The following is a 20,168-nucleotide window of genomic DNA, read 5'->3' as shown; positions in this document are numbered from 1 at the left end:
AGCACCAGACGACGAGGAGACGGTTGATGGCGAGCCAGGACAGCTTCGGGGCGAAGGCCACGTTGGACGTGGACGGGAAGGGGTACGAGATCTTCCGGCTCGACGCCGTCGAGGGTGAGGGCCTGGACGTCGCGTCGCTGCCCTACAGCCTCAAGGTGCTGCTGGAGAACCTCCTGCGCACCGAGGACGGGTCCAACATCACCGCCGACGACATCAAGGCGCTCGCCGGCTGGGACGCCGACGCCGACCCGTCGAAGGAGATCCAGTTCACGCCCGCCCGCGTGATCATGCAGGACTTCACCGGCGTGCCGTGCGTGGTCGACCTGGCCACCATGCGCGAGGCCATGGAGGAGCTGGGCGGCGACGCCTCGCGCATCAACCCGCTGGCCCCGGCCGAGATGGTCATCGACCACTCGGTCATCGCCGACGTCTTCGGCTCGCCTGAGGCCTTCGAGCGCAACGTCGAGATCGAGTACGACCGCAACAAGGAGCGCTACCAGTTCCTGCGCTGGGGCCAGGGCGCATTCGACGACTTCAAGGTCGTCCCCCCGGGCACCGGCATCGTGCACCAGGTCAACATCGAGCACCTCGCCCGCACCGTCTTCACCCGTGAGGTCTCGACAGGCGCGACCGACGAGAAGGTGCTGCAGGCCTACCCCGACACCTGCGTCGGCACCGACAGCCACACCACCATGGTCAACGGCATCGGCGTCGTCGGCTGGGGCGTCGGCGGCATCGAGGCCGAGGCGGCCATGCTCGGCCAGCCGGTCTCCATGCTCATCCCGCGCGTGGTCGGCTTCAAGCTCAACGGCGACCTGCCCGAGGGCGCGACCGCGACCGACCTCGTCCTCACGATCACCGAGATGCTGCGCAAGCACGGCGTCGTCGGCAAGTTCGTCGAGTTCTACGGCCCCGGCGTCTCCGCGCTGCCGCTGGCCAACCGCGCCACCATCGGCAACATGTCCCCGGAGTTCGGCTCGACCATCGCGGTCTTCCCGATCGACGAGGAGACCATCAAGTACCTCGAGCTCACCGGCCGCGAGGCCGACCAGCTCGCGCTGGTGGAGGCCTACGCCAAGGAGCAGGGCCTCTGGCACGACCCCGAGGCCGAGCCGCGCTACTCCGAGCGCCTCGAGCTCGACCTCGCCACGGTCGTCCCGTCGCTGGCCGGGCCGAAGCGTCCGCAGGACCGCGTGTCCCTCTCCGACGCCAAGGAGGCCTTCCGCACGTCGCTGGCCGACTACGTCGAGGACGGTGACTCCGGCGAGCGCGCTCCGTCGAAGGTCGACGAGGAGTCCGACGAGTCCTTCCCCTCCAGCGACGCCCCCGGCACCAGCCCGGGCGAGGAGGGTGGCAACGGCGCCGACGCTCCCGACGACTGGCACAACCACCCGGCCGGCAGCCCCGACGGCCGCCCGTCGAACCCGGCCAAGGTCACCCTCGAGGACGGCACCGAGTTCGACCTCGACCACGGTGCGGTCGCCATCGCCGCGATCACCTCGTGCACCAACACGTCCAACCCGTCGGTCATGATCGGTGCGGCGCTGCTGGCCAAGAAGGCCGTCGAGAAGGGCCTGCAGCGCAAGCCGTGGGTCAAGACGACGCTGGCGCCGGGCTCCAAGGTGGTCTCGGACTACTACGAGCGGGCGCAGCTGACGCCGTACCTCGACAAGCTGGGCTTCAACCTCGTCGGCTACGGCTGCACCACCTGCATCGGCAACTCGGGCCCGCTCATCCCCGAGGTCTCGCAGGCGGTCAACGACAACGACCTCGCCGTCGTCTCGGTGCTCTCGGGCAACCGCAACTTCGAGGGTCGGATCAACCCCGACGTGAAGATGAACTATCTCGCGTCCCCGCCGCTGGTCGTCGCCTACGCGCTGGCCGGCTCCATGGACTGCGACCTGTTCAACGACAGCCTGGGCAAGGACACCGACGGCAACGACGTCTACCTGCGCGACATCTGGCCGTCGGCGGCCGAGGTCGAGGAGGTCGTCGCCTCGGCGATCACCTCGGAGATGTTCACCGACGACTACTCCGACGTGTTCGCCGGCGACGAGCGGTGGAAGTCGCTGGAGACCCCCGACGGCGACACGTTCGCCTGGGACGAGGACTCCACCTACGTGCGGCGTCCTCCGTACTTCGACGGCATGCCGCAGGAGCCGGAGCCGGTCGAGGACATCGAGGGCGCCCGGGTGCTGCTGAAGCTCGGCGACTCGGTCACCACCGACCACATCTCGCCCGCCGGCGCGATCAAGAAGGACTCGCCCGCCGGGTCCTACCTGCGCGAGCACGGTGTCGAGCAGCGGGACTTCAACTCCTACGGCTCGCGCCGCGGCAACCACGAGATCATGATCCGTGGCACCTTCGCCAACATCCGGCTGCGCAACCAACTGGCCCCGGGCACCGAGGGTGGCTTCACCCGCGACTTCACCCAGGGTGAGGGCGACGACGCCCCGACCACGAGCGTCTACGAGGCCTCCGAGAGCTACCAGGAGGCCGGCACGCCGCTGGTCGTGCTGTCGGGCAAGGAGTACGGCTCCGGCTCGTCGCGCGACTGGGCCGCCAAGGGCACCGCGCTGCTGGGCGTCAAGGCCGTCATCGCCGAGTCCTACGAGCGCATCCACCGCTCGAACCTCATCGGCATGGGCGTGCTGCCCCTGCAGTACCCCGAGGGTGAGAACGCCGAGTCGCTCGGCCTCACCGGCGAGGAGACCTTCTCGATCACCGGCGTCACCGCCCTCAACGACGGCGAGACCCCGCGCACGGTGAAGGTGAAGGCCGGCGACACGGAGTTCGACGCCGTGGTCCGCATCGACACCCCCGGCGAGGCGGACTACTACCGCCACGGCGGGATCATGCAGTACGTCCTGCGCTCCCTCCTCCCGAAGTAGTGACAGCGACGTGAGCCCCACCCGCATGTAACGCGGGGTTATGGACGCCTCGCAAGGGTCACAACCCTTGCGAGGCGTCCACACGCCTGGGTCGGAAGGGTCCGCGCCGACCCGCGCCACACGTCGTACGCCGAAAGGGGCGGGATGCTCGGGCTGACGCCGCTCGACCTCGGGGTGGTCGTGACGGCCGTGCTCGTCGGCGCGGTCGTCCAGAGCATCGTCGGCCTCGGGCTCGGCCTGGTGGCGGCCCCGGTCGTCACCCTCGTCGAGCCCGCCGTCATGCCCGAGCTCCTGCTGTGGCTCGCCGTCGCGATGCCGCTGGTGACGCTGGCCGGCGAGCGCGAGGACATCGACTGGCGTGGGCTGGGCTGGGCCTTCCCGCCACGCCTGGTCGGGACCGTCGGCGGCGTGGCGGTCGTCGTCGCCGCCCCGGACCGGCTCATCGGGGTGGCCGTCGGCGTCATGGTGCTGGTCGCCGTGGTCCTGACCTGGCGCACCGTGCGCATCCCCGTGAACCGACCGACCCTCGTGACCGCCGGTCTCGTCTCCGGGGTCACCGGCACGGCCACCTCCATCGGCGGCCCGCCCCTGGCGATCCTCTACCAGCACCGTCCGCCGCGCGAGATCCGCACCACGATGGCGGTCTACTTCCTCGGCGGCGCGACGCTCTCCCTCGTCGGGCTCGCGGTGGTGGGTGAGGTCAACGCCCACGACGCGCTGCTGGCGCTCGCGATGGTGCCGGTCCTGCTGGTCGGGGCCTGGGCGGGTCAGACCCTGCGGCCGCGGATGGCCGCCGAGCGCGTCCGCCCGGCCGTGCTCGCCGTCTGCGGCGGCTCCGCGCTGGTCCTGCTGGTGCGTAGCATCACCGGGTGACCGAGCTCGAGACCCGCCCCGAGGCGCCGGGGGAGCAGGCCGCCGTCCTCGACGTCGTCCGCCGGGCCTTCGGAGCCGAGGACCCCGCGGAGGGCGAAGCGATCGCCGCCCTCGTGGCGACGATGCACGCCGAGGCGGAGACCCTCGGCGCCGTCTCGCTCGTCGCGGTCGCCGACGGCACCGTCGTCGGTCACGTCGGGCTCACCCGCGGCTGGGTCGACGCGCCCGAGCGTCTGGTCGCCGTACCGGTGCTCAGCCCGCTGTCGGTGCTGCCCGAGCGTCAGGGTCAGGGCATCGGGGCGGCGCTGCTCGAGGCGGCTGCGGCGTACGCCGACCGCACCGGAGCGCCGCTGGTCGTGCTGGAGGGCGCTCCCGACCTCTACGCCCGCCACGGGTACGTCGCCGCCGACTCGGTCGGCCTCGAACGGCCGTCGGACCGGATCCCGCGGCCGGCCTGCCAGGTCCGGCTGCTGACGGCGTACGACGCCACGCTGACGGGCCGCATCGTCTACCCCGACGTGTTCTGGCGCTTCGACGCGGTCGGTTTGCGGGGCGAGACGCTGGCGATGGTGGAGGCAGCGCTGGCCGACCGGGAGGCCGGCGACGGACACGACGGAGGCACCGCATGAGGAGCGAGACCAGGAGGTACGACACCGGGGAGGACGAGGTCGTCCTCGACCTGACCCGTGACGTCGCCGACTTCGTGCGCGGCCAGGGCGACGGGCTGCTGCAGGTCTTCGTGCCGCACGCGACCGCCGGCATCGCGATCATCGAGACCGGGGCCGGCTCCGACACCGACCTGCTCAGCGCGCTCGGCGACCTGCTGCCCGCCGACGACCGCTGGCGCCACCGGCACGGCTCGACCGGCCACGGGCGCTCCCACGTGATGCCGGCGATCGTGCCGCCGCATGCCACCGTCCCGGTGCTGGACGGGCGTCTCGAGCTCGGCACCTGGCAGAGCATCTGCCTGGTCGACCTCAACGTCGACAACCGGACCCGCGAGGTGCGGCTCAGCTTCCTGCCGGGCTGACCCAGACGGGGTGCATCGAACAGGTGTTCGAGTAGGATGGCGTCCGTGTTCGGACCGCCTCCCACCCCTCGCCCGTCCGGTCGCCCGCCGGTCCGTCCGGCTCCAGGGCAGCGCCCCGTCGCGCCCGCCGGCTGGCCCGCCCGGGTCCGACCGCCCGACGCACCGCGCTGGGAGGACACCGCGACCTCCTGGCTGCTCGACCTCTGCCCGCCGGAGTACCGCTCCTACGGCGTGCTGCGCCGCCACCCGGTGGTGCTGGTCCGGTTCGCGGCCCTGCACGTGGAGGCCGGCCAGGCCGCCGTACGCCGTGGCCTGAGCGAGGCGCGGGCCTCCTTCCGTGACGTGGCCGACGGTGACGTGGTCGACGAGGCGGTGCTGACCTGGCAGGCCGAGGAGTCCCGGTTGATGGCCGAGCGGCGCGGCATCGGCCTGGTCGAGGAGGCCCTGCGCGGTCGCCGGTTCGTCGAGCGGCTGTGAGCCGTCGCGGCTAGGTTCGACCGGGTGAGCCCGAAGCCGACCGACCTGCCCGCCCCGACCGTCGTGCCCGTGCCCTCGATGGGGGCCGAGGACGTCGTGGTCGCCGAGGACGGGACCCTCTACACCGGCACCGAGGACGGGATCGTCTGGGCCCTCGCGCCCGGCACCCACGAGGCCCGCGAGGTGGGACGCCTCGACGGCCGCCCGCTCGGCCTGGAGCTGCTGCCCGACGGCCGGGTCCTGGTCTGCGACGCCCACCCGCGGCGCGGGATCTTCGCGCTCGACCCGCGCGACGGGTCGTGGGAGGAGCTGGCGCGCGAGGCCGAGGGCGTGGCCTTCAACGTCTGCAACAACGCCGCCGTCGCAACGGACGGCACGATCTTCGTCTCCGACTCCACCCAGGACTTCCGCCTCGAGGAGTGGCGCCGCGACCTCGTGACCGACCCCGGCTCCGGCCGCCTCGTGCGCCGCGACCCCGACGGCACCACCACGGTCGTGGTCCGCGGCCTCCGCTTCGCCAACGGCGTCGCGCTCGCCCCCGACGAGTCCTTCGTGTGCGTCGCGCAGTCCACCGGCCGCGACGTCGTACGCCTGTGGCTGACCGGGCCGCGCGCGGGGGAGCAGGACGTGCTGCTGCCCGACCTGCCCGGCTACCCCGACAACATCTCCCGCGGCAGCGACGGCCTCATCTGGGTCACGATCGGGTCGCCGAAGGTGCCGCTGCTGGAGCTCCTGCTGCGGCTCCCCGCCGTCGTACGCCGCGTCGCCGCCCGCATGCCGGAGCCCCTGCAGCCGGACCCGGCCCGCACCGTCCGCGTCCAGGCGTATGACGTGACCGGTGCGGCCCCGCGGCTGGTCCACGACCTCGACCTGGACGCGACCGACTTCCACATGGTGACCGGCGTCCGCGAGCACCACGGGCGAGTCTGGGTGGCCAGCCTCGTCGAGGCCGCGGTGGCCTACCACGACCTCGCGGACCGCGAGGTGTCGCACGGCACACCACGCGGCGCAGGAGCCTGAGGCCAGGCCCCTAGACTGAGCCGGTGAGCCTCTTGACGTCGATCACCGAGCCGCGCGTGCTGCGCGACCTCGACGAGGAGCAGCTGACCGCGCTGACCGCGGAGATCCGCCAGCTGCTCATCTCGGCGTGCTCGGCCCGCGGCGGCCACCTCGGCCCGAACCTCGGCGTCGTCGAGCTGACGCTGGCGCTGCACCGGGTCTTCGACTCGCCGCGCGACCGCATCGTCTTCGACACCGGCCACCAGTCCTACGTCCACAAGATGCTGACCGGCCGCGCGCGCGACTTCGACCGGCTGCGGCTCGAGGGCGGACTGTCGGGCTACCCCAGCCAGGCCGAGTCGCCGCACGACCTCGTCGAGAACTCCCACGCCTCGACCGCGATCTCCTGGGCCGACGGCCTGGCGAAGGCCGCGCACCTCCAGGGCCAGGACCACCACGCCGTCGCCGTGATCGGTGACGGCGCGCTGACCGGTGGCATGGCCTGGGAGGCGCTCAACAACATCGCCTCGACCGACGGCACCGCGCAGTCGCGCCGCCTCGTCATCGTCGTCAACGACAACGGCCGCTCCTACACGCCCACCGTCGGCGGGGTCGCCAACCACCTCACCGCGCTGCGCACCAACCCGCACTACGAGCCCACGCTCGACGCCGTGAAGCGACGCCTCAACGGTGTCCCTGGGGTCGGTCCGGCGGTCTACGACGCGCTGCACGCGATGAAGAAGGGCATGAAGGACGCCCTCGCGCCGCAGGGGCTCTTCGAGGACCTCGGGCTGAAGTACGTCGGCCCCGTCGACGGCCACGACCGTCAGGCCCTCGAGCACGCCCTGACGCAGGCCAAGAAGTTCGACGGCCCGGTGATCGTGCACGCGATCACCGAGAAGGGTCACGGCTACGAGGCCGCCGTGCGCCACGAGGCCGACCAGTTCCACTCGCTCGGTCCCTTCGACGTCGAGACCGGCAAGGAGGCCGTGCGCGGCCTCGTCTGGACCGACGTGTTCGCCGACGAGCTCGTCGCCATCGGGGAGGACCACCCCGAGGTCGTCGCCATCACCGCGGCGATGCTGCACCCCACCGGCCTGACCGCCTTCGCCGAGCGCTTCCCCGAGCGCACCTTCGACGTCGGCATCGCCGAGCAGCACGCCGCCACCTCCGCCGCCGGCCTGGCCGCGGGCGGGCTCCACCCGGTCGTCGCGATCTACGCCACCTTCCTGAACCGGGCCTTCGACCAGGTCCTCATGGACGTCGCCCTGCACCGCTGCGGCGTCACGTTCGTGCTCGACCGCGCCGGCGTGACCGGCGACGACGGCGCCTCGCACAACGGCATGTGGGACCTCTCGCTGCTGCAGGTCGTGCCGGGTCTCCGGCTGGCCGCGCCGCGCGACGCCACGCGCCTGCGCGAGAGCCTGCGCGAGGCGGTGCTCGTCGACGACGCCCCCACCGTGGTCCGCTTCCCCAAGGGCCCGCCGAACGCCGATCTCGACGCCGTCGAGCGTCGCGGAGGCGTCGACGTGCTGGTGCGCCAGGGGGAGCCCGACGTCCTGCTCGTCTCCGTCGGCGCGATGGCGCCGACCTGCGTCGACGTGGCCGAGCGCCTGCGCGAGCAGGGGTACGGCGTGACCGTGGTCGACCCGCGCTGGGTCAAGCCCGTCGACCCGGCCCTGGTCGAGCTCGCCGCCGAGCACCGGCTCGTCGTCAGCGTCGAGGACAACGGCATCGTCGGCGGCGTCGGCTCGGTGCTGCTGGCCACCCTCAACGAGGCCCGCGTGGACACGCCGGTCCGGCTGCACGGCGTGCCCCAGGAGTTCCTGGCCCACGCCAAGCGCGCCAAGATCCTCGAGGACGTCGGCCTCACGGCCCAGGCCCTGGCCCGCGGCGTCGTGGAGGACCTGACCGCCCTCGACCGGGGGGAAGCCCTGGTGGAGGTCGAGTGAGCGAGCCCCGCAACGACCCGCCCCCGCCGTACCAGCCCCCGAGCCTGGTCCACATCGTTGACGACGTGCCCGAGCTGTCGCGCCACGACGAGAACACTCCCGGCCCCGTGCTGCTGGTGTCGCTGTCCGGCTTCCTCGACGCCGGCAACGCCGCCGGGCTGGCCGTCGACCACCTGCTGGCCAGCAGCGACGGCCGCGTGGTCGCGAGCTTCGAGCTCGACGGCTTCTACGACTACCGCGCCCGGCGGCCCCCGATGACGTTCGTCGAGGACCACTACGAGGGCTACACCGCGCCCCGGCTCGTCGTGCGTGCGATGACCGACCAGCGCGGCACGCCGTACCTCCTGCTGCACGGGCCGGAGCCCGACACCCACTGGGAGGCCTTCACGCGCGCGGTGCGCCGCGTCGTGGAGCACTTCGGCGTGCGGCTCACGGTGTCGATGGGCTCGGTGCCGATGGCGGTGCCGCACACGCGGCCGGTGATGGTCACCAACCACGCGACCCGCAGCGACCTGCTGGTCGCCGAGAACATCTGGCAGGGCGTCATTGCGATCCCCTCCAGCGCGCAGGCGCTGCTCGAGCTGCGGATGGGGGAGTGGGGCCTCGACGCGCTCGGCTTCGTCGCCCACGTGCCGCACTACGTCGCGCAGGTCGACTTCCCGGCCGCCGCGGCGAAGCTCGTCGAGTGCGTCGAGAGCGTCGCCGGGCTGGAGTGGTCCATCTCCGAGCTCAACGAGGCCGCCGGCCGCCGTGACGCCGAGATCAGCGAGCAGGTCTCGGAGTCCGAGGAGGTGCGGGCGGTGGTCGCCGGCCTCGAGCAGCAGTACGACGCCATCAGCCCGGTCTCCGCCGACGGCAGCGGCCTGCCGATCGCGGAGGCGCGCGACCTGCCGACCGCCGACGAGCTCGGCGCGGAGTTCGAGCGCTTCCTGGCCGACCTCGACCCCGGTGACCCCGGAGAGCAGGGAGGGGACGGCGATGCCGGCTTCCGTTGACGAGCTGCTGACCCTGCTCGACCTGGAGACCATCGACCTGAACCTCTTCCGCGGCACCCAGCCGACGACCCAGATGCAGCGGGTCTTCGGCGGCCAGGTGGCGGCACAGGCGCTGGTGGCGGCCAACCGGACGGTGCCTGAGGAGCAGGCGGTGCACTCGCTGCACAGCTACTTCCTGCGCCCCGGCGACACCTCCGTCCCGATCGTGTACGACGTCGAGCGCGTCCGCGACGGACGGTCCTTCTCGACCCGGCGGGTCCTGGCCCGCCAGCACGGCCGGCCGATCTACGCCCTCACCGCGAGCTTCCAGGTCGCCGAGGAGGGGTTCGAGCACCAGGACGCGATGCCCGACGCCGTACCCCCGGAGCAGGCCTTCGACGTCAACGAGATGATGCGCACCGCTGACGACCGCCGCCGCGAGGAGTGGGCCCGGGAGTGGTCGGTGATGGAGCTGCGCCACGCCGGCGACTCCAAGCCCGGCGGCGCGCTCGACGGCTCGGAGATGCCGTCGCGGGTGCACTACTGGATCAAGGTCGCCTCGGCGCTGCCCGAGGACCCGGTGATCCACCGAGCCGTGCTGACCTACATCAGCGACATGACGCTGCTCGGCGCGACCCTGCTGCTGCACGGCAAGACGCCGTCGAGCGGTGACGTGCAGGCGGCGTCGCTCGACCACACGGTGTGGTTCCACCGGCCGTTCCGCGCCGACGAGTGGTTGCTCTACGCGCAGGCCTCGCCGACCGCGGGCGGCGCGCGGGGGCTGGCCTGGGGGCGGCTCTTCAGCCAGGACGGGCGGCTCGTCGCCTCGGTCGCGCAGGAGGGCCTGATCCGGCCCCGTCCCGACCAGGCCTGAGGCTCGCGCCCCAGGCCCCCGGGGTGGCCGGGGATGGTCTGGTCCGCCGTAGGTCGGACCAGACCCGGGTCCAAGGCCACTGGCCCCTCGAAGGGTCGTGGGGCACCGTGGAAGGCGCCTAGTTGTGGTCAGCGCCCGGGTCCCCGGGCCTGACGTGAGGATCCGCCATGCACCCGTCGATCGAGTATCCAGCCCTCCAGCAACACTTCAACGACCTGCACCGAGAGGCCGCTGAACGTCGCCGTCACCGGCTCGTCCCGGCTCCGCGACGACGGCAGCACGCGAGCGAGCCGATCACGGCGCTCTCGCCGTCGATGCACCGCGTCCTCGTCTTCGCCGAGCACGACCCGAGCCCTACGCAGCTCGACGAGCTGCTGCGCCAGCTCGCGGCCCTGCGGGACGACACCGTCACGATGCTCGTGCACCACCGCTCCGCGCTCGCGCAGCCGGTGACGGACGAGCTCGGCCAGAGCGAGATCCCGTCGCCCGCCCGCATCGCGCGTATCCCCGCCCAACGAGGTCGTCCGGCCTCCGACCGCGGGCTGCTTCAGGCGGTGGACGCGCTCCACGGTGCCGGGCACCGCGCGACGGGTGAGGTCGTCTCGGGATCGGCGTCACGGGTGCTGGTCGACGCGGTCAACGAACGCCACCCCGAGGCGGTCATCCTGCTCACCGAGCAGCACCGTCTCGCCCACCTGGCGCACCGCGACCTGGAGCATCAGCTGCTCGCGCGCACGGACGCTCGGGTGCTGACGCTGATCGGTGCGTGAGGGCAGATCGGGGCCGTGGTGGGCTGAACCCGGGGCGGGGCGGAGCGCCTGTCTGCGTGCCGACGCGGTTCGGGGCCGTGTCTGGCTGCGGGGCGGGGGCTGTCTGCGCGGGGCGCGGTGGGTGTCTGTCTGTCTGTCCGCAGCCGACGCACCCGCGCGCCGGATTTTGTCCACAGCACAAATTCGCTGTTAGCAGTCTGTGGGTTGAGCGGTTTCCGGGGGTCATTGTGTCGGAGGTGGCTGGCAGAGTCAGTCCATGGAGCCCTTCACCCACGCGGCCGCGGACGACGGATCCGCGTCGATCAGCGCCGGCGCCGCCGGTGCGGGGGTGTCGGCGGGGGAGGGTCGGTGGCGTGACTTCTCGCCGGTGGAGGTGCGGACTCAGCGGGTGCACCGGTTCACGGGGCGCCTGGTGGCGGCGGTGGCCGATGCGACGGCGGGAGGGGTCGACGGCGTCGCGGTGGGGTGTCTGAGTGCGGCCGAGGCGGGGGAGTCGGTGCTGGAGCTGGGCGAGGTGATGGCCCGGTTGAAGGGGCTGCAGCTGGCGTTGATGGCCCGAGCCGATGAGCAGGACGTCAGCACGTGTGCTGATGGTGGGCCGGCGGCGGTGAACACCGCGGCGTGGTTGTCCCACCGCGGGCTGGTGGCGGGTCGGGTGGCGCGCGGTGAGGTGCGCCGGTGCCGTGAGCTGACCGGACAGTACGCCGCGACGGGGTCGGCGTTGCTGGCCGGTGACCTCGACGTCGCGCAGGCCGAGGTGATCGTGTCGTCGTTGAACCGGTTGCCGGGGGATCTGGAGGTCGAGGACCGGGTGCGGGCGGAGAAGGTGATGCTCGCCGAGGCAGGCCGTCTGGATGCGGAGCAGCTGCGGGCGGTGGGTCGGCGGTTGCTGGAGGTGATCGCCCCCGAGGTGGCGGAGGAGGTCGAGGCGGCGCGGTTGGCGAAGGAGGAGGATGCGGCGGCGGCGCGGACGTGGTTGACGACGTGGGACGACGGTGAGGGCACCACGCACCTGAACGTGAAGCTGTCGAGTCGGCACGCGGACATGCTGCGGGCGGCGTTGCACGCGATCGCGAACCCCGGCCTGGCCGATGCGATCTGCCGCACCGAGTCCGCGACCGGACGCGTCGCGCCGGCACCGCTCGCGGCACCGAAGCCGGGGCCTCGGATCCTGGGTGAGGCGTTCTGCCGGCTGCTGGAGACCCTCGACGTGGACCGGGTCCCGCAGAGCGGGGGGATGAGCGCGACGGTGGTGGTGACGATCCCGTTGGCGACGCTGCACGGTGGGCTGGGGGCGGCGACGATGGACACCGGCACCCGGTTGAGTCCGGGTGAGGCGCGGAGGATGGCGTGTGACGCCGGGCTGGTCCCGATGGTGCTGGGTTGGCGCAGTGAGGTCCTCGACCTGGGTCGGGTACGGCGGTTGTACTCCCGGTCGCAGCGGTTGGCGATGGCGGTGCGGCAGGGCTTCCGCTGCGCCGCGCAGGGGTGTGATCGCCCGAGTGGCTGGTGCGATGCGCACCACTTGAAGCCCTGGTCGACTGGCGGGCACACCGACCTGGCTGATGGGGTGCTGCTGTGCGGGCGGCACCACACCCTGGTCCACCACCCCGACTACACCGTGCGGCGAGGCTCCGGCTGGCGCCTCAGCATCGTCCGCACCCCACGTGACACCCCCCGACGCCAATAGCGATCGCCCCGCACATCGAAGCTCCCCGGGCGAAATCTCGCGAGGGTCAATCCGCTTCGGCATGACCATCGCGAATGTCCGCTCCGCCGGTGAGCGGTCACGCCGAACGCCCACCGACCGGGCAACCGAGGATGCGAGACTGCATCCGTGAGGCGCAACTTGGAGCTTGCTGTGCGACAGGCGCAGAAGCGCCTGGCTCAGGACTACGGTGATCGCGAGTCATGGGTGAACCTCCATGAAGCGGAGCGACAGTTGGCTGCGGCCCGGCATCAGGCATGGGCTGAACCCCTCGACCTCGAAGTGACATGGGATGCCGGAGCGCCGCTTCCGCATGTCCTGTCGAACGGCTTCAAAGCTGTGCTCGTATGTCGCGCCGCGATGGCCGATCCGGACTGGGACGGCACATATGCGGCTGGCGTGTCATCTAGCGATCAGACGCCTACAGGCATGCTGGAGTTCACCTTTTCGGGCTGCCACTCGGTGAAGATCGGCGGGCCGAACGATGAGGCGCTCAGCGGGCACCCGCTCTTCACCAGGGGACTGGACGGCTGTGGCCCTCACCTCGTCCACAACTCGGAGTGGATCGCGGAGCAGGAGGCGATCAACTCTGTTCACGAGTACCACCAGGGCGGATGGCACGAGCGGATGAACCACTACTTCTTCGTCTTCCACGACGAAGTGTTCGAGGCCCTTGCGAAGTCGGTTGACGTGCGATCCCATCGGGCGACGATGGCCGAGTCTCTGGCCAGCGCAGCTCAGGTCATCGTCGAGGCTTGACCCGAAAGCGCCCGCTCGTGCCGCTGATGACCACATCGCTCATGCAGAGATGCGGATGTTCGGCGCGCAGACCAACGGCCCCGTGCCACCCTTGTGCCGGTGAACGCAAGCACGCAGTCGCGTCTATGGCTTGGCGCCAGCACAACGGCAGTCGCCGAGCGGTTCCCAGGGTGGCCAGCCGTGAGGGTGGTCGCGCTACTGCTCGTCGTGCTACTGACCGCTGGTTGCGGAGCGGCCGAGTCGACAACGTCGGAGGCAGCGGCCGAGCCGACGGCGTCGGAGGCACCCACCGAATCGACACGGGCTCCGTCCCGAGGATCGGTCACGACGCAGCCCACCAAGGCGCCGACCCCCACGAGCACAAAGGCTGCGGTGAAGCGCACCGGCGCTGCCGCCCGCGTACCGCGCCGCGTCATCATGAAGCTCCTGGCCAAGCGCGCGGAGCGCATCGCTGCGTCCATGGCCAGCGCCTCGCCCGAGGCCCTGCCGCCCACCGACGTCGACCCTGATTCCAACCGCGGGCTCGGATACCGCTTGATGCTCCAGTTCGGCTTCGCAGCCGATCAGTGGCAGTACCTCGACGCGCTCTGGCGGCGCGAGTCCGGCTGGAATCACCTGGCCGAGAACCCCTCCTCAGGCGCCTATGGCGTCCCACAGTCGCTGCCGGGCTCGAAGATGGCCGCCGTCGCTCCCGACTGGCGCACCAACCCGGAAACCCAGATCATGTGGGGGCTGGCCTACATCGCCGCGCGCTACGGCGACCCCGAGGGCGCGTGGGGACACTCCCAGCGCGTCGGGTGGTACTGACGACGCGCACGGACAGTGAGGACGTGCTCGGATCCGGTCTCGACGCCACCCCTCGTTGACTGCAGGTGACACGGGGGTCGAGACGCTCGTGCATCTCGGGTGCGGCGATGACGGACCAAACCGCATCCGGGGTGGCTGAGACATGGCGTGCCCGCGTCGCAGATGCCGTCGACTCATGGCGCGGGGGCCTAGTCCAACGTCCGCCCACTCCGCCGATGGGTTCAGCTCTGTGATGCCGATGACCGTGTGATCGATGGGAGTCGGCCGCTACATCTGTACCCCTCCGTGGGGATGGTTCCCGTACTCGGGGCGCTCCTTGCCGCATCGGCGGCACAAGGCGAACACGGCTGTCGCGCCCCCCGCTCCCTCCTGGCTCTGCTGATGCCAATCGTGTCTCCCGAGCAAGCACTTCACCCGATCCGTGAGCGATGACATCTCACTCTCCCTCCGCCATCCCCGAACTGCCACGACCGACGCCTCGGTGCCACACGAATGACCGGCCTTTCGTCGGGCCGTCTGATCAGCGTGAACTCGCCCGCCGCCTGGATACAAGGTGCGTTCGCCCGAGTCACTAGACCAGCGGGTCGGCCGCCCTGCGCACGTCAGTCGCGCCGCGTTGAGAGAACTACGCTCACCCGGATCTGAAGCCGCTTGGCCGTTGTCCGCCGGTGAACGGACGCGTCGCGTGAACCTGGTCAAGAATCAGCGCATGGATCTCGACCGCATCGCACGGCACTTCAGCGACGGTGCAATGCCGCTCATCCGCACGGACTTCTCCTCCGACGAGGGGTGGCAACGCCTGGTGGGCGAGGTCACGAAGGATTCGGACGGGGGTGACGGCGAGTGGTACACGCCGAATCTGCAGCCGCTGTCAGACCGGGACTTCGAGGGCACCACCGCCGAGACGCTGGCGACAGCATGGCCGCGCGACAGCCACGGGTACGTCGTACTTGCGGACAGCCGGTCGCTGCAGGAAGCGATGGCTGGCGGCGAGGTCACGGTTGTCTTCGTCGACTTGTGCGCGGAGGACGAGGACGCGGAGCTCGGCGAGCTCTACGGGAATTCCTTCCGCTGCGTTGCGGGTGAAGTGGCATCGGTCGAAGCGAATCTGTCGATCGCGAACGTGGACTTCTCGGAGTTCGCCGGCTCGGCAGATCACGACGGGGTGCTACGCGGCTTCTAGCGTCCGCTCACGCGTGCTGGGCGCACCGGTGCTCGCAGTCGTCGAGTCGAGGTGGAGCGTCCGCTCGGGCTGCGGTGAGGGCTGCCTACCCCGGGACGGGTTCGTCGAGGTCGATGGAGTTGGCGACGGCGAGAAGGTCCTCCGGCGCGACCGTCGGTTCGCCAAGGACCCTGACCAGGATGTCGCCCTCAATCACGACCATGACCTGGCTCTTGATGTCCGCCCCTGAGGAGGGGGCGAGGACTCCGGGTTCACCGAGGACGGTGTGGACCTCGGCGCCCCAGTCGCGGGCCTTGCGCTCCCAGTCCAGTGGAGTGCCGTAACCCGACTCGTAGGAGATGGTGACAGGGCCGTAGGTGAGCAGAGGTGTGTCACCTCCACAGGTCCACGCGCCGGTGAAGGTGCTGCTCGATGCCGCCTGCGCATGAGGTAGCCACACAGGGACGTCCGCGAGGGCAGCAAGACCCTTCAATGAATGGCGTTCGGCCGCGTAGCACGGCTCGCCTGGCTTCACCGGGAGCACGACGCTGTCGTTGGCCTGACGCACCGGCTGCCTGACGCCAGGCGCACTTGCCTTCCCGCCCGACGTGACGCTGTCGCGGTCTGGCGACGTGCTGTCGGGCTGACGGATCCACAAGCGGACAGTGACGCCGACACGAGCGCGGCAACGAGGAAGGTGACCCGTCGGTGCATCAGCGGCTCCTGTTCTCCACCACTGACTATGCCGCAACTCGCTGTCCCTGATGGCTGGAGCGTCTGACTGAACTGCCCCGGCGCCTCAGCCCGCCACCAGGCGCCCATCGGCACCGGCTGCGGAAGCTGCTGCAGCCGGTGCTTGGCCTATCGTCGGGCCATGGGTCTCTGGGCGGTCACGGACGCCGATGGTGTCGTCAGCGCCAGCAAGGCTGTTCGCGTGGCCCTCCTCTGGGCGTTGGTCGTCGTGGTGCCGGTCGTCGCCTACCAGGAGCTCGGGATTCCGTTGTGGGCTGCGTGCCTCATCGGCTTGGGTCTCGGGATCACCGCCAGGCTGGCAGCGGCACGGCTCAGGCGCCGTCCGGACGTCACGAGCACGCGAATCACCGGCCAGCTGGGCAGGAACTAGCTGGGCAGGAAGTAGCTGCGCGTCGCGAGGCGGGCGACCTTCTTGCCGATCACCGCCCCCTGCACGTCGGCGTTGCGGAAGTGGATGCCGCCCCAGACGCGGGCGTCGATGATCTCCTTCAGGGCGTGGGAGAACCGGTCGAAGTGTCGGGGCTGACCGGGGAACCGGGTCGAGTACAGGTCGAGCTCGACCTTGTCGGTGCCGAAGAACGCGCGCGCCGTGTTGAGGGCCGCGCCGCTGACGCAGCCGTGGCCGGACGGGTGGTCGGGGAACGGCGGGTTCGGCGGGTTCACCAGCGGCGGGAAGGTCGCGGTCGCCCCGTCGAAGAGCGGGGTCCACGCGGGGTCGGCGACAGTGGCCGGGTTGCCGTCGATGCCTGCGTCGCGGATCGCGGTCACCGGGCGCCAGAAGTCCCAGTGGTACTTGTCGTTCCAGCAGGCGATGGCCCCGTCCGCAGCGGCGAGGTTGACCAGGGCGAGCAGCCTGGCCTCGTCGACGGCGCCCAGGCCGTGGGCGGCGGACAGGTCACGCACCATGCGGTTCCAGAAGATCGCCGGCGGTGACTGCCAGAACAGTGCCGCCTGGGTCTGGTCCGCGGTCCGGGCGGTGCTCGTCAGCGAGCCGAGCCTCTTGACCTCCCGGAAGTCGTCGGCGTACGACGCGCTCGTCAGCGCGTCAGGGCCCTCCGAGCGGAACTGCGAGGGTGCCCGCATCAGGAAGGGCTCCAGGTACCCGACCCACGGGTCGGGGTCGAGCGCGGTCGGACGCCAGTCGCCGGGCCCGGTCCCGACGTGAGGTGCGAAGTCGAACGGTGCCAGGAAGCCGTCGTCAGCGCGATCGGCGAGCATCGCGGCGGCAGCGGCCTGGCCGGCGGCCACGCCCAGGTCCTCGCCCGGGCCGTCGGGGATGGCCGCGAGCGTGTTGCTGAGGGCGGTGTCCACGGTGACCTGCGACCCCGGTGCGATCGCCAGCAGGACGTCGTGGGCCGCGGTGGCGATCGCCGCGCCGTACGACGCTGCGGGGCTGACGTCGAGCGCCTCGACGTCGACGAGGTACGGCTGGTGACCGCGGTCGATGGCGTTGACCGCGTCGTACACAGCTCCCTGCACCATCGCGATGCCACGGGACTGTCCGTGCGCGGTGGGGCGGAGCGTCAGGGCGATGCCCTGGGCAAGGGTGTTCCACTCGTTGAGGACAGCCGCGTCGGCCGCCGTGGCGGACGCGGCGCCCGGCGGGGAGTCGCCCGACGCGGCGGGCAGTGCGAGCCCGGCCACGAGAGAGGGCACGAGGACGGCACCGACGGCCGCGAGGCGGCGGGTGCGACGTGTCGTGCGGCGGCTGCTGGCAGATGCTGCTGTGGGTGTCATGACCGGCTCCTACCGGGGGGTGCCCCCAAGCCCCTCTGACGACGACTGTGACGTGCATCACACGTTGCTCCACGGGCGCGACGGGCACCAGGGTCTTCCGGCCCACGTTGATATCGGGTTGAGCCGACGGGCGTCGGCACCGACGATGCTCCGGTGACTCGTGCTGCGGACGATCCCGTCCCTGACCCGGCTCTGGTGCAGCGACTGCTGCGCGAGCAGAACCCCGGCCTGGCGGGTCGCCACGTGCGGCCCAGCGAGTCCTCGGGCAGCAGCAACTGGGTCTTCCGGGTCGGCGACGAGACGGCCGTCCGGCTACCACGCTCGGACGCCTACGCCGCCGACCTGCTGGTCGAGGCCGCGCACCTCCCGCGGCTCGCGCCGCACCTCGGCGTACCCGTCCCGGAGGTGACGTTCCTGGGGGAGCCCTCCGCCACGTTCCCCCGACCCTGGACGGTCGTGACCTGGGTCCCGGGTGACGTCCCCGGCGACCTCGACGCGGCAGCGCAGGAGCGCCTGGCCCTCGGCCTGGGCCGGTTCGTGCAACGCCTGCACCAGCTGGACCCCGCCGGTCACGGTCCCGCTCCCGACCGGAACGGCTACCGCACGGGCGAGCCCGTGACCGGCACGATCGACGGGTGGGCGCGCGACGCAGCAGCGAGCCTGGCGGACCTCTTCGACCCGGTGCGGGTGGGGGAGGCCTGGCGGCGGCTCCGCGACGTGCCGCCACCGTCGGCACCGCCGTGCTGGGTCCACACCGACCTCTCGGCCGAGAACCTGCTCGCCACCCCGGCCGGCGACCTGGTCGGCGTCCTGGACTTCGGGGGGCTGGGGGTCGGCGACCGCTCGATCGACCTGCTCTACGCCTGGAGCATGCTCGACCCGCCGGCGCGCGAGGTGCTCCGCTCGGAGGCCGGCGCCGACGAGGCGACCTGGCTGCGCGCCCGCGCGTGGGCCTTCGTCGGGCCCGGGCTGCTGACGCTCGCGAACTACCGCCGCTCCCTGCCCGCTCGCGCGGCAAGACTCACCAGGATGGTCGAGGCCGTCGCCGACGAGGTCGGCGTCTCCCTCCGGTCATCGACCCGCCCCTGAGGAAAGACCGCGGCAACGCGGGGCAACGGTGACCATGGGGCATGAGGCCGCCCACGAACGAGTTCTCGGACCTGAACCGTGCGGTGCCCGGACCCCGCGGGTCGACGTACGCGATCGTCTGCCACGTCGGGTACGGCGTACGCGGGTGGGCCCTGCTCTGGGGGAGGGGGAGGGAGACCCGCGAGCCGGTGGTCACCGTCCTCGCGGACGGCCGCCAGGTCCACCAGGAGCCGACCGCCGACCGCGCCGACGCCGAGCGCATCATCCGCCGGCTGGAGGCAGAGATCCGCGCCGGAAGCCTGTGAGCCGCCTCTGGAACACTGGCCGTCGTGACGGAGCAACCTGGGCCGAGCCGGCCCGAAGTGACGGAGGTCGAGCTCGTCGGCGGGGTCGAGAAGCGCGAGCTCGTGCTGGTGGACCACGACCCGGGGTGGGCCGCGACGTACGCCGGGCACGAGCGCCGCATCAGTGCGGCCCTCGGTGCTGCAGCCGTCCAGGTCGAGCACATCGGCTCGACGTCGGTGCCCGGGCTCGCGGCCAAGCCGATCATCGACGTCCTCGTCACCGTCGGCGACGTCACGGCCGAGGAGGACTACCTCGACCCGCTGCTCGAGGCCGGCTACGTCCTCCGGGTCCGCGAGCCCGGGCACCGCCTGGTGAGGACGCCGGAGCGCGATGCCAACGTGCACGTCATGGGAGCCGGTGACCCGCTCGTCGAGGCCTACCTGCTGTTCCGCGACCGCCTCCGTGCCGACCCCGACGACCGCGCGCTGTACGAGCGCACCAAGCGTGCCCTCGTCGAGCAGGACTGGCCGGACACGAACGCCTACGCCGACGCGAAGACCGACGTGGTCGCCGCGATCCTGGCCCGCGCCCGCCAGGCTCGCCTCTCCGACCAGACCGCCGCGGGGAAGTACGACCGGCTCTGGGAGCGGCTCCTCGAGTACCTCGACGAGTGGGCGAGCGTCCGCGAGGTGGCCGACGGGATCGAGGTCACCTTCGAGCAGCCACCCGGCGTGACCCGCACCGTCGAGGTGGTGGTGACCGAGTCCGAGTGGGACGACTACATCACCACCATCTTCGGCACGGGCGACCCGCGCGCCACCGTGCTCCGGCGGAGGCTCCTGGCGATGCCGCCCGACGCGACCTTCCTCGTCTACGACGGGACCTACGAGTGGGAGCAGTCGGCCACGCGGGAGCTGCCGGCCGACGATGCCAGACCCGACCCCGAGCCCGGCGGCTCCTGGGTCGTGACGGACGCCGACGGACGGATCGCCGGCCGGTCCACGGACATCGTGGACGAGGAGGGCTGA

The 20,168-nt window shown here is 71.6% G+C and carries 20 protein-coding genes; 18 read left to right on the top strand and 2 right to left on the bottom strand.

Going from position 1 to position 20,168, the window contains the following annotated elements; translation table 11 throughout:
* Window positions 1–26 precede the first annotated feature (26 nt).
* The 14 genes from G7072_RS10715 to G7072_RS10650 all read left to right on the top strand — a co-directional run bounded on the left by G7072_RS10715 (window position 27) and on the right by G7072_RS10650 (window position 15,297).
* Window positions 27–2,891 carry an aconitate hydratase gene (locus G7072_RS10715; protein ID WP_166086194.1) on the top strand — a complete coding sequence of 955 codons (2,865 nt, stop codon included), beginning with the start codon at window positions 27–29 and terminating at the stop codon, window positions 2,889–2,891.
* A gap of 144 nt (window positions 2,892–3,035) precedes the next feature.
* Window positions 3,036–3,764 carry a sulfite exporter TauE/SafE family protein gene (locus G7072_RS10710; RefSeq protein ID WP_166086192.1) on the top strand — a complete coding sequence of 243 codons (729 nt, stop codon included), beginning with the start codon at window positions 3,036–3,038 and terminating at the stop codon, window positions 3,762–3,764.
* A complete protein-coding gene (locus tag G7072_RS10705; protein ID WP_166086190.1) occupies window positions 3,761–4,393 on the top strand; it encodes an N-acetyltransferase in 633 nt (210 codons plus the stop codon). The genes G7072_RS10710 and G7072_RS10705 overlap by 4 nt, the downstream gene beginning before the upstream one ends.
* Window positions 4,390–4,794 (top strand): secondary thiamine-phosphate synthase enzyme YjbQ, encoded by a 405-nt coding sequence (locus G7072_RS10700; protein WP_166086188.1) that lies wholly within the window; start codon window positions 4,390–4,392, stop codon window positions 4,792–4,794. Before G7072_RS10705 ends, G7072_RS10700 begins: the two co-directional genes overlap by 4 nt.
* 45 nt (window positions 4,795–4,839) lie before the next feature.
* A complete protein-coding gene (locus tag G7072_RS10695) occupies window positions 4,840–5,271 on the top strand; it encodes a hypothetical protein (RefSeq protein ID WP_206063081.1) in 432 nt (143 codons plus the stop codon).
* 24 nt (window positions 5,272–5,295) lie between these two features.
* The gene (locus tag G7072_RS10690) at window positions 5,296–6,291 is read left to right on the top strand and encodes an SMP-30/gluconolactonase/LRE family protein (protein WP_240916876.1); all 996 of its coding nucleotides are present in this window, start codon (window positions 5,296–5,298) and stop codon (window positions 6,289–6,291) included.
* A 23-nt stretch (window positions 6,292–6,314) separates the two neighbouring features.
* Window positions 6,315–8,222, top strand: a complete 1,908-nt coding sequence (dxs, locus tag G7072_RS10685; protein WP_166086186.1) for a 1-deoxy-D-xylulose-5-phosphate synthase — start codon at window positions 6,315–6,317, stop codon at window positions 8,220–8,222.
* Window positions 8,219–9,217, top strand: a complete 999-nt coding sequence (locus G7072_RS10680) for a PAC2 family protein (RefSeq protein ID WP_240916875.1) — start codon at window positions 8,219–8,221, stop codon at window positions 9,215–9,217. Before dxs ends, G7072_RS10680 begins: the two co-directional genes overlap by 4 nt.
* Window positions 9,201–10,070 (top strand): acyl-CoA thioesterase II, encoded by an 870-nt coding sequence (locus G7072_RS10675; RefSeq protein WP_166086184.1) that lies wholly within the window; start codon window positions 9,201–9,203, stop codon window positions 10,068–10,070. Before G7072_RS10680 ends, G7072_RS10675 begins: the two co-directional genes overlap by 17 nt.
* A 167-nt stretch (window positions 10,071–10,237) precedes the next feature.
* A complete protein-coding gene (locus G7072_RS10670) occupies window positions 10,238–10,840 on the top strand; it encodes a hypothetical protein (RefSeq protein WP_166086182.1) in 603 nt (200 codons plus the stop codon).
* A gap of 256 nt (window positions 10,841–11,096) precedes the next feature.
* Window positions 11,097–12,530: an HNH endonuclease signature motif containing protein gene (locus G7072_RS10665; RefSeq protein ID WP_166086180.1), complete on the top strand. Its 1,434-nt coding sequence runs from the start codon at window positions 11,097–11,099 to the stop codon at window positions 12,528–12,530.
* A 147-nt stretch (window positions 12,531–12,677) separates the two neighbouring features.
* Window positions 12,678–13,307, top strand: a complete 630-nt coding sequence (locus G7072_RS10660; protein ID WP_166086178.1) for a hypothetical protein — start codon at window positions 12,678–12,680, stop codon at window positions 13,305–13,307.
* A gap of 372 nt (window positions 13,308–13,679) precedes the next feature.
* Window positions 13,680–14,114 carry a transglycosylase SLT domain-containing protein gene (locus G7072_RS19785; protein WP_206063080.1) on the top strand — a complete coding sequence of 145 codons (435 nt, stop codon included), beginning with the start codon at window positions 13,680–13,682 and terminating at the stop codon, window positions 14,112–14,114.
* 709 nt (window positions 14,115–14,823) lie between these two features.
* Window positions 14,824–15,297: a hypothetical protein gene (locus tag G7072_RS10650; protein WP_166086175.1), complete on the top strand. Its 474-nt coding sequence runs from the start codon at window positions 14,824–14,826 to the stop codon at window positions 15,295–15,297.
* 85 nt (window positions 15,298–15,382) lie between these two features.
* Here the strand turns inward: G7072_RS10650 and G7072_RS10645 are convergent, their stop codons facing one another.
* Window positions 15,383–15,844, bottom strand: coding sequence for a hypothetical protein (locus G7072_RS10645; protein ID WP_166086173.1), 462 nt, complete (start codon window positions 15,842–15,844; stop codon window positions 15,383–15,385).
* Window positions 15,845–16,150: 306 nt separating this feature from the next.
* Here G7072_RS10645 and G7072_RS10640 point away from each other — a divergent pair, with 306 nt between their 5' ends.
* Complete coding sequence (locus G7072_RS10640; RefSeq protein WP_166086171.1) at window positions 16,151–16,399, top strand: hypothetical protein; 249 nt, start codon at window positions 16,151–16,153, stop codon at window positions 16,397–16,399.
* Here the strand turns inward: G7072_RS10640 and G7072_RS10635 are convergent.
* Entirely contained in the window at window positions 16,396–17,766 is a 1,371-nt protein-coding gene (locus G7072_RS10635) for a vanadium-dependent haloperoxidase (RefSeq protein WP_166086169.1), read from the bottom strand. The genes G7072_RS10640 and G7072_RS10635 overlap by 4 nt on opposite strands.
* A gap of 153 nt (window positions 17,767–17,919) precedes the next feature.
* Here G7072_RS10635 and G7072_RS10630 point away from each other — a divergent pair, with 153 nt between their 5' ends.
* The 3 genes from G7072_RS10630 to G7072_RS20035 are packed head-to-tail and all read left to right on the top strand — an operon-like array spanning window position 17,920 to window position 20,168.
* On the top strand, window positions 17,920–18,855 hold the full coding sequence (locus tag G7072_RS10630) for an aminoglycoside phosphotransferase family protein (RefSeq protein WP_206063079.1): 936 nt from the start codon (window positions 17,920–17,922) through the stop codon (window positions 18,853–18,855).
* Window positions 18,856–18,896: 41 nt separating this feature from the next.
* Entirely contained in the window at window positions 18,897–19,160 is a 264-nt protein-coding gene (locus G7072_RS10625) for a hypothetical protein (protein ID WP_166086167.1), read from the top strand.
* Window positions 19,161–19,184: 24 nt separating this feature from the next.
* On the top strand, window positions 19,185–20,168 hold the full coding sequence (locus tag G7072_RS20035) for a GrpB family protein (protein ID WP_166086165.1): 984 nt from the start codon (window positions 19,185–19,187) through the stop codon (window positions 20,166–20,168).

Source organism: Nocardioides sp. HDW12B (assembly GCF_011299595.1).
Taxonomy (GTDB): Bacteria; Actinomycetota; Actinomycetes; order Propionibacteriales; family Nocardioidaceae; genus Marmoricola_A.
Note: the sequence above shows the minus strand (reverse complement) of the source record. Positions and strands in the feature narration are given on the sequence as shown.

What these genes read in the sequence shown, in the direction of transcription:
- G7072_RS10715 (WP_166086194.1), top strand. Translation starts at nt 27, where the DNA reads ATGGCGAGCCAGGACAGCTTCGGGGCGAAGGCCACGTTGGACGTGGAC.
- G7072_RS10665 (WP_166086180.1), top strand. Translation starts at nt 11,097, where the DNA reads ATGGAGCCCTTCACCCACGCGGCCGCGGACGACGGATCCGCGTCGATC.
- G7072_RS10700 (WP_166086188.1), top strand. Translation starts at nt 4,390, where the DNA reads ATGAGGAGCGAGACCAGGAGGTACGACACCGGGGAGGACGAGGTCGTC.
- G7072_RS10640 (WP_166086171.1), top strand. Translation starts at nt 16,151, where the DNA reads ATGGGTCTCTGGGCGGTCACGGACGCCGATGGTGTCGTCAGCGCCAGC.
- G7072_RS10635 (WP_166086169.1), bottom strand. Translation starts at nt 17,766, where the DNA reads ATGACACCCACAGCAGCATCTGCCAGCAGCCGCCGCACGACACGTCGC.
- G7072_RS10670 (WP_166086182.1), top strand. Translation starts at nt 10,238, where the DNA reads ATGCACCCGTCGATCGAGTATCCAGCCCTCCAGCAACACTTCAACGAC.
- G7072_RS10675 (WP_166086184.1), top strand. Translation starts at nt 9,201, where the DNA reads ATGCCGGCTTCCGTTGACGAGCTGCTGACCCTGCTCGACCTGGAGACC.
- G7072_RS10650 (WP_166086175.1), top strand. Translation starts at nt 14,824, where the DNA reads ATGGATCTCGACCGCATCGCACGGCACTTCAGCGACGGTGCAATGCCG.
- G7072_RS10625 (WP_166086167.1), top strand. Translation starts at nt 18,897, where the DNA reads ATGAGGCCGCCCACGAACGAGTTCTCGGACCTGAACCGTGCGGTGCCC.
- G7072_RS10710 (WP_166086192.1), top strand. Translation starts at nt 3,036, where the DNA reads ATGCTCGGGCTGACGCCGCTCGACCTCGGGGTGGTCGTGACGGCCGTG.